Source organism: Hydrogenophaga sp., assembly GCF_011772445.1.
Taxonomy (GTDB): domain Bacteria; phylum Pseudomonadota; class Gammaproteobacteria; order Burkholderiales; family Burkholderiaceae_C; genus Hydrogenophaga.
The window spans coordinates 116,961-130,269 of the sequence record NZ_WVZN01000047.1; the positions used below are offsets into that span (position 1 = coordinate 116,961).

Below are 13,309 nucleotides of genomic sequence, written 5' to 3' on the forward strand. Positions count from 1 at the left end.
CCGACAATCCTTGAGCGATCACCCGCCACAAGGCCATGAAGAAGCAAGGCACCATCGTTCACTGGGACGCCGAGCGCGCGTCCGGATTCATCCGCAGCCCCGACACCGCCGCCGAGGTGTATTTCCACCTGCGCGACTACGAGGGCCCGCAGCCCATCGCGCCGGGCACGGCGGTGGTGTACGAGGAGATCGTCATCGGCGGCAAGGGGCCGCGCGCCCTGTCGATCAAGCTGCCGCCGCCACCGCCGCTGCGCGAGGCCGGCGCGCCCGCGCAGCCGACGCCCGAGCCGCTGCTGGCCGCGGCGGGCGTGTCCAAGGCCCAGCGCTGGCGCGAGGCGCGCGCGCAGCGCCGCCAGACCCAGGTGGCCCTGGGCCTGCTGGGCGGCTGGCTGCTGCTGTGGCTCATCGGCATCGGCTTCGGCCGCTTTCCCTGGGTGGTGCTCACCGGGGTGGTGCTGGTGAACATCGCCACCTTCTTTCTGTACTGGCGCGACCAGCACGTGATGACCGAGGGCGGCGCGCCCTGGCCCATCGAGCACCTGCACGTGGCGGCGGCGCTGGGTGGCTGGCCCGCGGCCTGGCTGGCGCAGCGGTCGCTGCAGCACAGGCTGGAAGAAAAACGCTTCCAGCAGACCTTCATCGCCTGCGCCGCGCTCAATGCGCTGGCCTTGCTGGCCTGGGTGGTGTGGCCGCTGTTCGCTGGCGGCTGACTGCCCTACCCCAAGACGCCTTCAGCGCGGCTTGGAACGCCGCGCGGCGCCCGTGCCAGCGCGCGGCGGCAGGCCGGTGTGCTGCGTGAGCACGCGGCCCTTGGCCGGTGCGGTCGCAGCGGCCGGTGCGCGCGCCGGCGTGGCCTGCGTGCTGTTCTTGCGCCGTGCGCTCTGGTAGGCGCCGTCGGTGACCGGCTGGAACGTGGGAATGAGGTGGTGCTTGCCGTTGCCAATGAGGTCGGCGCGGCCCAGGGCCTTGAGCGCCTCGCGCAGCAGCGGCCAGTTGTTCGGGTCGTGGTAGCGCAGGAAGGCCTTGTGCAGGCGGCGGCGCTTCTCGCCGCGCACGATGTCCACGCGCTCGCCGCGCTCGTCGCGGTGGATGCCCTTGAGCGGGTTCAGGCCCGAGTGGTACATGGCCGTGGCGGTGGCCATGGGGCTGGGGTAGAAGGTCTGCACCTGGTCGGCGCGAAAGCCGTTCTTCTTGAGCCACAGCGCCAGGTTCATCATGTCCTCGTCGCTGGTGCCCGGGTGCGCGGCAATGAAGTACGGGATGAGGAACTGCTTCTTGCCCGCCTCTTCGCTGTACTTCTCGAACATCTGCTTGAAGCGGTCGTAGCTGCCGATGCCCGGCTTCATCATCTTCGACAGCGGCCCCGACTCGGTGTGCTCGGGCGCGATCTTGAGGTAGCCGCCCACGTGGTGCTGCACCAGCTCCTTCACGTACTCGGGGCTCTTGATGGCGAGGTCGTAGCGCAGGCCCGAGCCGATGAGGATCTTCTTGATGCCCGGCAGGGCCCGCGCGCGGCGGTAGATGCGCACCAGAGGCCCGTGGTCGGTGGTGAGGTTCGAGCAGATGCCGGGGTAGACGCAGCTCGGCTTGCGGCACGCGGCCTCGATCTCGGGGCTGGCGCAGCCCAGGCGGTACATGTTGGCCGTGGGGCCGCCGAGGTCGCTGATGACGCCGGTGAAGCCCTCGACCTTGTCGCGGATCTCCTCGACCTCTTTCAGGATGGAGGCCTGCGAACGGCTCTGGATGATGCGGCCCTCGTGCTCGGTGATGGAGCAGAAGGTGCAGCCACCGAAGCAGCCGCGCATGATGTTCACGCTGAAGCGGATCATCTCCCACGCGGGAATCTTGGTCTCGCCGTCGTGGCGGCCGTTCGCGTCGGCGTAGGTCGGGTGCGGGCTGCGCGCGTACGGCAGGTCGAACACGTGGTCCATCTCGGCCGTGGTCAGCGGGATGGGCGGCGGGTTGATCCACACATCGCGCGCGGTGGCGCCTTCGCCGTGCGCCTGCACCAGGGCGCGCGCGTTGCCCGGGTTGGCCTCCACGTGCAGCACGCGGTTGGCGTGGGCGTAGAGCACGGGATCGCTCTTCACCTGTTCGTAGCTGGGCAGGCGGATGACGGTGCGGTCGCGCGGCGGACGCTTGACCTTGCCTTGCAGCGCGGGGTTGGGCACGAAGTTCAGCGGCTGGATGGTGGCGCCCTGCGGCGCGGCCGTGCCGGCGGGGTCTTCCGCTTTCGCGCAGGAACCGCCTTGCGACTGCGCCTGCTCGCTGGTGGTCTGGTACGGGTTGATGTGCACGTCCACCGGTCCGGGCTGATCGACCTCGCTCGAATCGATCTCGAACCAGCCCTCGGTGGACGGGTCGCCCGGGCGGCGCACGAAGGCCGTGCCGCGCACGTCGGTGATGCGCTCGACGGGTTCGCGCGCGGCCAGCCGGTGCGCGACCTCCACCAGCGCGCGCTCGGCGTTGCCGTAGAGCAGCAGGTCGCATTTGCTGTCCACCACCACGGAGCGGCGCACCTTGTCGCTCCAGTAGTCGTAGTGGGCGATGCGGCGCAGGCTGCCCTCGATGCCGCCCAGCACGATGGGCACGTCCTTGTAGGCTTCGCGGCAGCGCTGGCTGTAGACGATGGCGGCGCGGTCGGGGCGCTTGCCGCCCACGTCGCCGGGCGTGTAGGCGTCGTCGCTGCGGATCTTCCGGTCGGCGGTGTACCGGTTGATCATCGAATCCATGTTGCCCGCCGTCACGCCCCAGAACAGGTTCGGCTTGCCCAGCGCCTTGAAGGCCTCGGCGCTCTGCCAGTCGGGCTGGGCGATGATGCCCACGCGAAAACCCTGAGCCTCGAGCACGCGGCCGATGACCGCCATGCCGAAGCTGGGGTGGTCCACGTAGGCGTCGCCGGTGACGATGATGACGTCGCAGCTGTCCCAGCCGAGCGCGTCCATCTCGGCGCGGCTCATCGGCAGGAAGGGCGCGGTGCCGAAGCGCTTGGCCCAGTAGGGCCGGTAGCTGGTAAGCGGCTTGGCGTTGCGCGCGAAGAGGGAGACGTCGATGGGGGCGTTCATGGGTGGGCGCGGACCCATGGCGGGGGCGGCGGGGCGAAGGGCGCGATTTTACCGGCGCCCCCTCTTTTGCGCTGGCCACGGGCCGAAGCGACCCGCCGGGCCGATCAGGGCTTGAGTGACCAGTCGGGCACGCTGGCGGGCATGGGCCGCGCCTGGCGGCGGCTTTCCAGGCGCTGCGCCGCCAGCCGGGCGGTGAGCTTGAGCTTGTTCAGGTCTTCCGGGTTGGGCTGGCCGTGCGGCTCGAAGCTGAAGCTGCACAAGGTGCCGTAGACCTCGCCATTGGAGAGGATCAGCGGTGTGCTGATGTGCGTTCCGATGGGAAATGGCAGGCCCTGCAGCAGCGGCGCGGCGGCCGGGTCGCGCCTGGCGTTGGCGATGTACTGCGGCAGGCGGCCGTCGACCACGCGCTGGCACCAGCTTTCTTCCAGCGGCGCGCCCTCGCCTTCGGCGATCACCTTCACCCCGGGGGATTGCTCGACGTGGCGGAAGACGCGCCGGCCCTCGACGAATTCGGAGACGAAGACCACGTCCATTTGCAGGCGCTCGCGCAGCAGGCGCAGCACCTCGCCGATGGAGTGGTCGAGTTCGGCGTCGCTGTGGTCGGCCGTGGCCACCAGCAATTCGGACACCTGGACTTCAATGGATTCGGGACCGAAGTCCGTGGGAGCGAAGAGGTTGCGTTTCATGCACCTTTTTATAGCGCCGAAGCACGTATCAGTGTGTTTCGCAGCCGCCCGCCGAATGTTCGATCAGCCGATCCACCAGCGCCAGCAGTTGCCGCCGCTCGGCCGCGCTCAGGCAACCCATGATCTCGCGGTTGCGCCGATCGATCAGGCGCAAGGCGCGCGCATGCAGGGCGCGCCCGCTGCGCGACAGGCGCAGCACCACGGCGCGCGCGTCGGTCTCGCTGGGCGCCTTGATGACGCTGCCGCGCTCCACCAGCATCTGCGCGGCGCGGCTGGCCTGGGCCTTGTCCAGGTGGGCGTGCGCGGCGAGGTCGTTCACCGACAAGGGTTCGAAGGATCCGATGGCGGCCAGCGCGCGTGCCTCGGCCACGCCCAGGCCCAGCTCGTTCGCGTAGGCGGCGGCGGTGGCGGCATCGGTCAGCTTGCCCAGGCGGTGCAGGCGCCAGCTGAGCTGCTGCTCCAGCGGCAGGGGAATGGATTCAGTCGCCATGCAGGGGCTCCCGCAGGCAGCGTTCGCGCGCCTGTTCGATCAGGGGCAAGGCCTGCGCCGTGCCGTCCAGCCGGCTCAGCAGCGACAGGCTCAGCATGGCCAGCAGCAGCGGGGCTTGCGCCTGGCCCACCTCGCCCATGGCGCGGCACAGGGCGGTGTAGGTCGTGTCGAGGTCCGCGTCGGTCATTCGGTGACTCCGGTGGATTGCAGGGCCGCGCGCAGGGGCGCGGTGTTCAGGCCGTGCCAGCGGCCCAGCACGTAACCATCGGGGCGCACCAGCACCAGGGCGGGCTCGCCTGGCGACCGCAGTCCATAGCGCCGCCAGGCTTGGGCCTGCGGGTCGGCTTCGGGGGAAATGCGCAGCGGCGCCACACCGGGCGGCAGGCCGCCATCGGGCGCGCCGTTGAACACCAGCGCCACGAAGCCGTGTCCGAAGCGGGTGCTGAGGTGGAAGGACTGCCCCTGCGCGTCGCGCAGCAGCGCCTCGGGTGCGGGCGCACCGGGTGCGGCCAGCGCGCTGGCCCATGCATCCGACTCGCCGCCGTTGAGCGGTGAATCCTTGTAGCCGATGGCCGAGGATTGGCGCGGGTTGATCAGCGGGCGCACGTGAGGATCGTCCACTGCCAGGCGCAGCGCGGCCTCGCGCATCAGGCGAAAGGCGAAGTCCGGCGGCGCCATGAACTCGGTGCTTTTGGCGCCGTAGGCGATGTTTTCGCGCGTGGCGTGCACACGCTCCACGCTGTAGCTGTCGAGCAGCGCCTCGGGCGACTCGCCACGCACCACGCGCGCGAGTTTCCAGGCCAGGTTGCCGCCATCGTCCAGGCCCGAGTTGAGCCCGCGCACGCCGAAGATGGGGACCAGGTGCGCGGCATCGCCCGCGAAGAACACGCGGCCGTGGCGGTAGTCGGGCAGCGTGAGGCACTTGGCGTTGTAGATCGAGATCCACAGCGGCTCCCAGGGCTCGGTCTCGCCGATCATCTCGAGGTGGCTGCGCACGCGCGGCAGCACGTTCTCGGGCTTCACGGCCTCGGCAGGGTCTTCATCGTCGCGGATCTGGTAATCGATGCGCCAGACGTCGTCGGGCTGGCGGTGCATGAGGATGGTGGAGCCGGGATTGGACGGCGGGTCGAACCAGGCCAGGCGCTCCACCGGGCGGCGGGTCTTCTGGCGGATGTCGACGATGACGTAGCGGCCTTCGTACTGCGTGCCTTCCAGTTGCAGGCCCAGTTGCTCGCGCACGGTGCTGCGGCCACCGTCGCAGGCCACCAGCCAGTCGGCGCGCACGGTGCGCGTGCCCTGCGGCGTATCGATCCCGACCAGCACGTCGCGCTCGCGCGCCTGCACGGTCCGCACGCGCTGGCCCCAGTGCACCGCCGCGCCGTCACCGATCGCGCGGTGCGCGTACTCCTCGATGTAGAACTGCTGGATGTTCACCATGGGCGCGAAGCGCTGCGTGGGCTCGCTGGGCATCTCGAAGCGCAGCACCTCGGCCTGGCGGAAGTGGCTGCGCCCGGCCGTCCAGCCCAGGCCCTTCTCCACCAAAGGCGCGTCGGCCCCCACCCAGCCCAGGATCTCCTGCGAGCGGCGCGAGATGCAGATGGCGCGGCTGCCGGTGCAGTAGCCCTCGTCGGCCTCGATCACCTGGCTGCGGATGCCCTGGCGCGCCAGCAGCGCCGCCAGCGTGAGGCCCACCGGGCCGCCACCGGCGATGAGCACCGGCACGTGTTCTTCTGTCGCTGCGTTCATGTCTCCACCATTTGGTTGCGAGCGCAACTATATCGCCTGCACGACTTCGCGCCAGCACCACCCGTCGATAAGATGGTTTCACCCCAACGAAGGAGACAGCCATGCCCGGTTTCAACACCTTGCGCATCGACCAGGACGCCAGCAACCCGCGCGTGGCGCGCCTGCTGCTCAACCGGCCCGAGCGCCTCAACGCCATCAACGACGACACGCCGCGCGAGATCCGCGCCGCCGTGGAGTGGGCCAATGCCAACGACGAGGTGCACGTCATCCTGGTCGAGGGCGCGGGCAAGGGCTTTTGCGGCGGCTACGACCTCTACCACTTCGGCGAAGGCGACATCGACCACCCCTGCCAGCAGGAACGCCACCCCTGGGACCCGCTGGACGACTACGCCTTCATGAAGCGCAACACCGAGGACTTCATGAGCCTGTGGCGCAGCCCCAAGCCCACCATCGCCAAGGTGCACGGCGCGGCCGTGGCGGGCGGCAGCGACATCGCCCTGTGCTGCGACCTGCTGGTGATGGCCGAGGACGCGCGCATCGGCTACATGCCCACGCGCGTGTGGGGCTGTCCCACCACCGCCATGTGGACCTACCGCCTGGGCCCCACGCGCGCCAAGCAGCTCATGTTCACCGGCGACGTCATCGATGGCCGCACCGCCGCCGACTGGGGCCTGGCCAACGAGGCCGTGCCGCTGGACGAGCTGGACGCGCGCGCCCTGGCGCTGGCCGAGCGCATCGCGGGCGTGCCGCGCTCTCACCTGGCCATGCACAAAATGGTGGTCAACCAGGTGCTGCTCACCATGGGCCTGGAGCAGACGCAGTCGCTGGCAACGCTGTTCGACGGCATCACGCGCCACAACCCCGAGGGCCTGTGGTTCCGCCGCTTCGCGCAGGACCAGGGCTTCAAGGCGGCCGTGCAGTGGCGCGACAGCGGTCGGCCGATTCCGGAGGGCGACGAGGCCCGCGCCCTGATCCGCGAGATGGAGGATCGCCGACGTACCAACCGTTGAGGCCCGTTCGTCACCCGTTCATCTCGAAACAGGTCTTACCTGACGGCCGCGAATGTAAAGGCCATGCGTGCCTAGCATGCGGGCTTCTGCCCACTACATCTCAGGAGAAACGCATGGCACTGCACTTCGGCAAACGCGACAACGAGCCTTCCCGACCCCTTGGCAGCGGGGGCGGCATGGCCACACCGCGCAACACGGCTTACGGTCAATCACAGGCTTCCCCGAGCAGCTCGCCCGTGGCCACCCAGGAAACCGAAGTGAAACCCACCGCCAGCACCGTGACCACCACCACCCCCGAAGGCGGCAGCAAGCTCACCGTCGGCCCCAACATCAAGCTCAAGGGCGTCGAGATCACCGACTGCGACACGCTCGTGGTCGAGGGCACGGTCGAGGCGACCATGGATTCGCGCGTCATCAACATCGCCAGGGAAGGCGCGTTCAACGGCTCGGTCCAGGTCGATCTGGCCGAGGTGTACGGCACCTTCAACGGCAGCCTCACCGTGCGCGACAAGCTCGTGATCCACCCGGGCGGCAAGGTGATCGGCAAGATCCGTTATGGCAAGGTGGTGATCGCCGAAGGCGGCGAGCTCTCCGGGGAGATCCAGTGCGCCGCCAGCGGCGCGGCCAAACCCGCGGCCACGGCCAACAAGCCCTCGATGCAGCTGGCGGCCTGAGGCTGCTGACCCCGGGCTGGCGGTTTGCCCGCCCCCGGGCGGCCCGGTATGCTCGGGCCCATGTACGCCGAGTTCTTCGGGCTCCAGCACGACCCGTTTTCGATCGCGCCCGACCCCCGTTACCTCTTCATGAGCGAGCGCCACCGCGAGGCGCTCGCTCATTTGCTCTATGGTGTGCGCGGCGGGGGCGGCTTCGTGCTGCTCAGCGGCGAAATCGGCGCCGGCAAGACCACCATCTGCCGCTGCTTCCTGGAGCAGGTTCCCGAGAATTGCAACGTCGCGTACATCTTCAATCCGCGCCTGACGGTGGCGGACCTGCTCAAGTCGATCTGCCGCGAGTTCCGCATCGAGGTGAAGCACGAGGGCCTGGGCCCGGCCACGGTGCACGACCACCTCGACCCGCTCAACGAATTCCTGCTGGCCAGCCACGCGCGGGGTGAGCGCAACCTGCTCATCATCGACGAGGCGCAGAACCTCACGCCGCACGTGCTCGAGCAGCTGCGCCTGCTCACCAACCTCGAAACCAGCGAACGCAAGCTGCTGCAGATCATCCTGATCGGCCAGCCCGAACTGCGCGCCATCGTGGCCCGGCCCGAGCTGGAGCAACTCGCCCAGCGCGTGATCGCCCGCTTCCACCTCGGCGCGCTGGACGCCGCCGAGACGCGCGAGTACATCCAGCACCGCCTGCAGGTGGCCGGCCTCAAGGGCCCGCTGCCCTTCGCGCCCGCCGCCATCGAGCGCATCCATGACCTCTCGCGCGGCGTGCCGCGCCGCATCAACCTGCTGTGCGACCGCGCGCTGCTCGGCGCCTACGCGAATGGCCAGAACCGTGTGGAGCGGGCGGTGGTGGACAAGGCGGCCAGCGAGGTGTTCGACAGCGACGGCACCACGCCAGCGCCCCGGCGCGCCGCCACGGCAGCTGCCACCCGCACCAGCGGCCTGGGCACCCTGGGGATGGGCGCGCTGGCCGGGGCCGTCGTGGGCGCCCTGGTCGCGGCGGCCGCGCTGTGGTTCTGGCTGCAGCGGCCGGGCGTGACGCCCGTGGCCGCCGACGGCGCGCCGGCCGGGGCCACCGCCAGCGCGTCCCCTCCGATCGACGAAGCCGCGCCAGCACCCGCCGCACAGGCGCCCCAGGCCCCGGCCGCCCAGGCCGATCCGGTGCCCGCCGCAGCGGACACACCCGCCGCCCCCACGGCGGGCTGGCCCGGCGCCGACGCGCTCATCACCGCCGAATCCGATGCCTGGCGCGAGCTGGCCCCGCTGTGGGGCCAGGCCTTGGCTGGCGCCGACCCCTGCGAACAGGCGCTGGACGTGGGCCTGCAGTGCTACCGCACGGCGCGCATGACCTTGCACGGCCTGCGCCAACTGGACCGCCCCGGCATCCTGAACCTGCGCCTGCCCGACGGCGCCAGCGGCCGGCTGTTGCTGACCGCCCTGGACGAGAACAGCGCCGTCGTGGCGCGTGGCGAGCGGCGCTGGCGCGTGCCCCTGGGCGAACTGGCGGACGCCTGGCGCGGCGACTACGCCACCCTGTGGCGCCTGCCCCCGGGCCAGTCGGGCCGCCTCGCCGACGGCCGCGATGGCCCGGCCGGGCGCTGGCTGAACGAGCGCATCGTGGCGCTGCAGGCCGCGGGCAGCGTGCCTGCCTCGGGCGTCGGCCTGGCCGCCCGCCTGGCGGCCTTCCAGCGCTCGCGCGGCATCGAGGCCGGCGGCCCGGCGGGCCCCGTCACCTTCATGCAGATCAACCTGGCCAGCGGGGTGGACGAGCCCCGGCTGCTGCCGCGCTCCTGAGACCCCGATGTCCTACATCCTCGACGCCCTGCGCCGCGCCGACGCCGAACGCGAACGGGGCCGCGTGCCCGGGCTGCACACGCAGGTGAATCCCTTGCGCACGGCCGAACCGCCGTCGCGCCGCCGCCCGCCCCGCGCGCGCGGCCCCTGGGTGGCGGGCCTGGGCCTGCTCATGGCGGCGGCCGCCACGGCGTGGTGGCTGATGCGCGACGGCACCGCCGATCCGCAGCCCGCCCCCGCGCCCTCACCCACAGCGGCCCGGGCGACGCCGCCGGCCCCCGTACCCGAGGCTCCGCCGGCGCCGCCGCCGCGCGTCGCCGCACCGCCCGTGGTTGCCGCGCCGGCCCAGCCCATCCTGGCGCCACCACCCCCCCCACCCCCGCCGGCACCCGCACCCACCCCTGCACCGGCACCGGCACCGGCGCCCTCAACAGCGCCTGGCACTGGAGGCACGCCTGCGCCGGCCGCCGCCAGCGCGGCCCCCTTGCCCCGCGTGAACGAGCTCAACCCCACGGCGCGCGCCGCCCTGCCCCCGCTCAAGATCAGCGGCTCCACCTACGCCGAGAACCCCGCGCTGCGCATGCTCATCCTCGACGGGCAAGTGCTGCAGGAGGGCCAGGACATCGCCCCGGGGCTCAAGCTGGAGTCGATCGGCCCGCGCAGCGCCGTCATCGTCCACCAGGGGCAGCGACTGCGCCTGCCCTACTAGCACCAGCGCCGCCCCGCCATGACCGACCTGCTGCGCGCCGACGGCCTGCGCTTCGCCTGGCCCGGCGCCCTCCCGTTGTTCGACGGCATCTCCCTGTCGCTTGGGCCGGGCCTGACCTGGCTCACGGGCGAGGACGGCAGCGGCAAGAGCACGCTGTTGTCGCTGCTGGCCGGCGCCCAGGCACCCCAAAGCGGGCGGCTGTGGGCGAACGGTCACTGGCTGCACGAGGACCCGGCGGCCTACCGCCGCCAGGTGTTCTGGATCGACCCCCAGACCGACGCGCACGACGCCCTGCCCGCCGCCGGGTACCTGGAGGGCCTGGCCGCCCACTGGCCCCGCCTCAGCGAGGCGGCCCTGGCCGACCTGGTGGACGGCTTTGGCCTGGCCGAGCACCTGCACAAGCCGCTGTACATGCTCTCCACGGGCAGCCGGCGCAAGGTCTGGCTCACCGCCGCGCTCGCCGCGGGTGCGCCCCTCACCCTCATCGACCAGCCCTTCGCCGCACTGGACGCTCCATCGGCCCGATTCCTGGCCGACTGCCTGGCCGACGTGGCCGATCACCCCAGCCGCGCCTGGGTGGTCGCGGACCACGAAGCACTGCCAGGTACCCCAGGGGGTCGCGTGTGGGCGCTGGGGCGTCAACCGGGGCCGGGTTTTTAGCGCCGCTAAACCGTTCTTGCTAATTTCGAAATCGACAGCGGGGGCTCGCCGGCCTAGATTCGCGTCCACGCCAACGCCAGAGCCGATGCACCCGCTCACCTGGCACCCGGCGACCGATGGGATCCAGGAGTCACGCATGAGCCACGCCACCGTTGCCGAATTGCCATCCACCTCGTCCATGCTGGACATGCTCATGGCACGCTGGCAACTCGCCCCCCGCCACGACACGGCAACGCACGAATCCCCAGGCGACGCCATGGAGCGCGCGCGCACCACCATCGTGCAAACCGTGGGGCACTACGTGAACTACCTGGAACCCGCCGACCAGGCCCTGTACGCCACCCTGATCGCCACCACCGACCCCGAGTCCCTGCGCGGCCTGTTCTTCGAGTGCTTCGACCTCATGGTCAGAACCCGCGGCCCGGCCATCGCCGTGCTGCGCCTGCACGAGCTCTACCGCCTCATGCGCTGATGACGGGCGCCTCGGGCGGCTCAGCCCGTTCCCCCGGGCCGGCATCGGCCACCGCGTACTCTCGAAGCCTCTCCCGCAGCCAACGGTGCGGGGGGCTGTGGTGCGTGCGGTGGTGCCACACCATGTAGCGCGATGAGCGCGACCGGGGCAGCTCGGGTGGCAGGGGCAACAGCCGCAAGCCATCGGCGTGGCGGCGCAGCACCGCCCCCTGGTGGGCCGACACCGTGGCCACGCGATCCGTGGTGGACAGGACGAACGCCAGGCGCGACACGGGGTACACCGAGCTGCTGATGCGCGCACCGTAGCCGGCGTGCACAAGCCATTGATCGGTGGCGGACCCCTTGGCGTTGAACCGGACGGTGGCGGAGGCCAGCAGGTGGTGCTCGGCCAGGTACTCGCGCATCGACAAGGTGGCCCCGATGCGGGGGTGCGACACGCTCAGGCAGCAATGGGTGAACACCGCGTCCGGCAAGCGCTCGGCGTGCAGGTCCTGGGCGTCGCCGGGCGGCGCCACGGTGGTCAGCAGCACGTCGATGCTCGACGCGTGCAAGCCGACGTAGCCGCCCGACTCCAGATCGGGTTCGCGCACGTCCAGCCGGATCCGGGGCGCCCGCGTCACGATGGCGCCGTAGCAGGCGTCGAGGTCGATCTCCACCAGGCCTTCGACGCAGGCGACGCAGAAGTGCGCGTCGCTGCTGGCCGGGTCGAAGAACGAGCCACCCGAACTCGCCTCATGCCACAACTGCACCATTTCCCGGAACGACTCCAGCACCCTTTGCCCAGGGGCTGTGAGCAGGTAGCCCGTGCCCTGGCGCACCACCAGTTCGTCGCCGAACGATTCGCGCAGCCGCTGCAGCGACTGGCTGGCCGCCGATGGCGTGAGGCCCAGCCGTTCCGCCGCCTGGCTCAGGCTCTGCGTGTCCACCAATGCGACCACCAAGGCCAGCTGCCGCATGTCCACCGAACTCACGACGCCTCCACCGTCTCATTGACCGCCGATCGCGACACCTCGCGCAGGCGTTCGCGCAGCCAGCGGTGCGGCTGGCTGCGGTGCGTGCGCTCATGCCAGATCATGTGCAGCTCGCTGTGCACGGCGGGCATCTCCGGTGGCAGCGGCAGGCGGCGCAGGCCACGCACCTGTCGCGCCAGCCGGTCGGCGCCATCGGCCGACATGGTCATGAGAAAGGCCGACCGCGCCACCATGTCCAGACAGACCCAGAGCGACTGCACGTAGGTCGAGCGGCGCATGGAATGCCCCCGCGCGAGCAGGGCGGCGTCGATCGGACTGCGCGAGGCCGGGTCGAGGTTGCGGTAGTGCGCCACCAGGTGCTCTTCGCTCAGGTACTGCGTGAGCGAAAGGCGATTGCCGATGCGCGGGTGGGTGTCGCTGAGCAGCACGTGGGTCAATGGGTGCGAGCACAGGCGTTCGCTGTGCAAGTCGCGCGCATCGACCGGCGGCGGCGCGCTGGCGCACAGCACGTCGATCTTGCCGCTGCGCAGCGCGTGCATGTCCACCTCGTGGTGCAGCGGCACCTGAAAGTCCAGCCGGGCCAGGGGCGCCTCTTCGCGCAACTCGGTGTGCAGGCGCACGAGGTCGGGCGTGACGCTGTGGCCCACGCAGGACACGGCAAAGCGCAGGCTGCATTCGGACGGATCGAAGCGCTCGACCGCCTGGAGCGCCTCGCGCCACCGGGTCACGATGGTCCGCAGGCCCCCCATGATCTGATGGCCCCGGGGCGTGAGCCGATAGGCCTTGCCATGCCGCACGTACACGTCTTCGCCGATCGCCGCGCGCAGCCGGCTCAGCGACTGGCTCGCCGCCGACGGCGTCATGCCCAGCCGGGCAGCGGCCTCACTGAGGCTTTGCGTCTCGATGAGCGCGCACATCAGCTCCAACTGCCTCATGTCGGCGTTCTTCATGGCCACCCGCTCCGGCAACGACCGCACCGGGCGACAGCCTACACCGAACGCCCCCGGAACAGGTGACAGGCCCGGTACGACCAGCC

Annotated in this window: 14 protein-coding genes; 7 read left to right on the forward strand and 7 right to left on the reverse strand. The window is 70.9% G+C overall.

The window, feature by feature from the left end; translation table 11 throughout:
• Positions 1–35: 35 nt before the first annotated feature.
• Positions 36–710, forward strand: a complete 675-nt coding sequence (locus tag GTO19_RS19780; protein ID WP_291024018.1) for a DUF1294 domain-containing protein — start codon at positions 36–38, stop codon at positions 708–710.
• A 21-nt stretch (positions 711–731) separates the two neighbouring features.
• Here the strand turns inward: GTO19_RS19780 and GTO19_RS19785 are convergent, their stop codons facing one another.
• The 5 genes from GTO19_RS19785 to GTO19_RS19805 all read right to left on the reverse strand — a co-directional run bounded on the left by GTO19_RS19785 (position 732) and on the right by GTO19_RS19805 (position 5,987).
• On the reverse strand, positions 732–3,065 hold the full coding sequence (locus GTO19_RS19785) for a YgiQ family radical SAM protein (protein WP_291024020.1): 2,334 nt from the start codon (positions 3,063–3,065) through the stop codon (positions 732–734).
• Between the two features lie 104 nt (positions 3,066–3,169).
• A complete protein-coding gene (locus GTO19_RS19790) occupies positions 3,170–3,751 on the reverse strand; it encodes a GAF domain-containing protein (protein WP_291024022.1) in 582 nt (193 codons plus the stop codon).
• Positions 3,752–3,779: 28 nt separating this feature from the next.
• Entirely contained in the window at positions 3,780–4,241 is a 462-nt protein-coding gene (locus GTO19_RS19795) for a MarR family transcriptional regulator (RefSeq protein WP_291024024.1), read from the reverse strand.
• Positions 4,231–4,428 carry a hypothetical protein gene (locus tag GTO19_RS19800; RefSeq protein WP_291024025.1) on the reverse strand — a complete coding sequence of 66 codons (198 nt, stop codon included), beginning with the start codon at positions 4,426–4,428 and terminating at the stop codon, positions 4,231–4,233. The genes GTO19_RS19795 and GTO19_RS19800 overlap by 11 nt, the downstream gene beginning before the upstream one ends.
• Positions 4,425–5,987, reverse strand: a complete 1,563-nt coding sequence (locus tag GTO19_RS19805) for an FAD-dependent monooxygenase (RefSeq protein WP_291024027.1) — start codon at positions 5,985–5,987, stop codon at positions 4,425–4,427. The genes GTO19_RS19800 and GTO19_RS19805 overlap by 4 nt, the downstream gene beginning before the upstream one ends.
• 101 nt (positions 5,988–6,088) lie before the next feature.
• Between GTO19_RS19805 and GTO19_RS19810 the strand changes: the two genes are divergently transcribed.
• From GTO19_RS19810 to GTO19_RS19835, 6 genes are all read left to right on the forward strand, one after another.
• Positions 6,089–6,997 (forward strand): crotonase/enoyl-CoA hydratase family protein, encoded by a 909-nt coding sequence (locus tag GTO19_RS19810; RefSeq protein WP_291024029.1) that lies wholly within the window; start codon positions 6,089–6,091, stop codon positions 6,995–6,997.
• 113 nt (positions 6,998–7,110) lie between these two features.
• Entirely contained in the window at positions 7,111–7,671 is a 561-nt protein-coding gene (locus tag GTO19_RS19815; protein WP_291024031.1) for a polymer-forming cytoskeletal protein, read from the forward strand.
• 60 nt (positions 7,672–7,731) lie between these two features.
• Positions 7,732–9,462: an AAA family ATPase gene (locus GTO19_RS19820; RefSeq protein ID WP_291024033.1), complete on the forward strand. Its 1,731-nt coding sequence runs from the start codon at positions 7,732–7,734 to the stop codon at positions 9,460–9,462.
• A 7-nt stretch (positions 9,463–9,469) separates the two neighbouring features.
• Positions 9,470–10,171, forward strand: a complete 702-nt coding sequence (locus GTO19_RS19825; protein ID WP_291024035.1) for a general secretion pathway protein GspB — start codon at positions 9,470–9,472, stop codon at positions 10,169–10,171.
• A gap of 18 nt (positions 10,172–10,189) precedes the next feature.
• Entirely contained in the window at positions 10,190–10,831 is a 642-nt protein-coding gene (locus GTO19_RS19830) for an ATP-binding cassette domain-containing protein (protein ID WP_291024037.1), read from the forward strand.
• A gap of 136 nt (positions 10,832–10,967) precedes the next feature.
• Positions 10,968–11,303, forward strand: coding sequence for a hypothetical protein (locus GTO19_RS19835; protein ID WP_291024039.1), 336 nt, complete (start codon positions 10,968–10,970; stop codon positions 11,301–11,303).
• Here the strand turns inward: GTO19_RS19835 and GTO19_RS19840 are convergent.
• Together GTO19_RS19840 and GTO19_RS19845 are read right to left on the reverse strand one after the other, a co-directional pair.
• Positions 11,293–12,273 (reverse strand): LysR family transcriptional regulator, encoded by a 981-nt coding sequence (locus GTO19_RS19840; RefSeq protein WP_291024041.1) that lies wholly within the window; start codon positions 12,271–12,273, stop codon positions 11,293–11,295. The two genes, GTO19_RS19835 and GTO19_RS19840, sit on opposite strands and share 11 nt — an antisense overlap.
• Positions 12,270–13,223, reverse strand: coding sequence for a LysR family transcriptional regulator (locus tag GTO19_RS19845; RefSeq protein ID WP_291024044.1), 954 nt, complete (start codon positions 13,221–13,223; stop codon positions 12,270–12,272). The genes GTO19_RS19840 and GTO19_RS19845 overlap by 4 nt, the downstream gene beginning before the upstream one ends.
• Between the last annotated feature and the right edge of the window lie 86 nt (positions 13,224–13,309).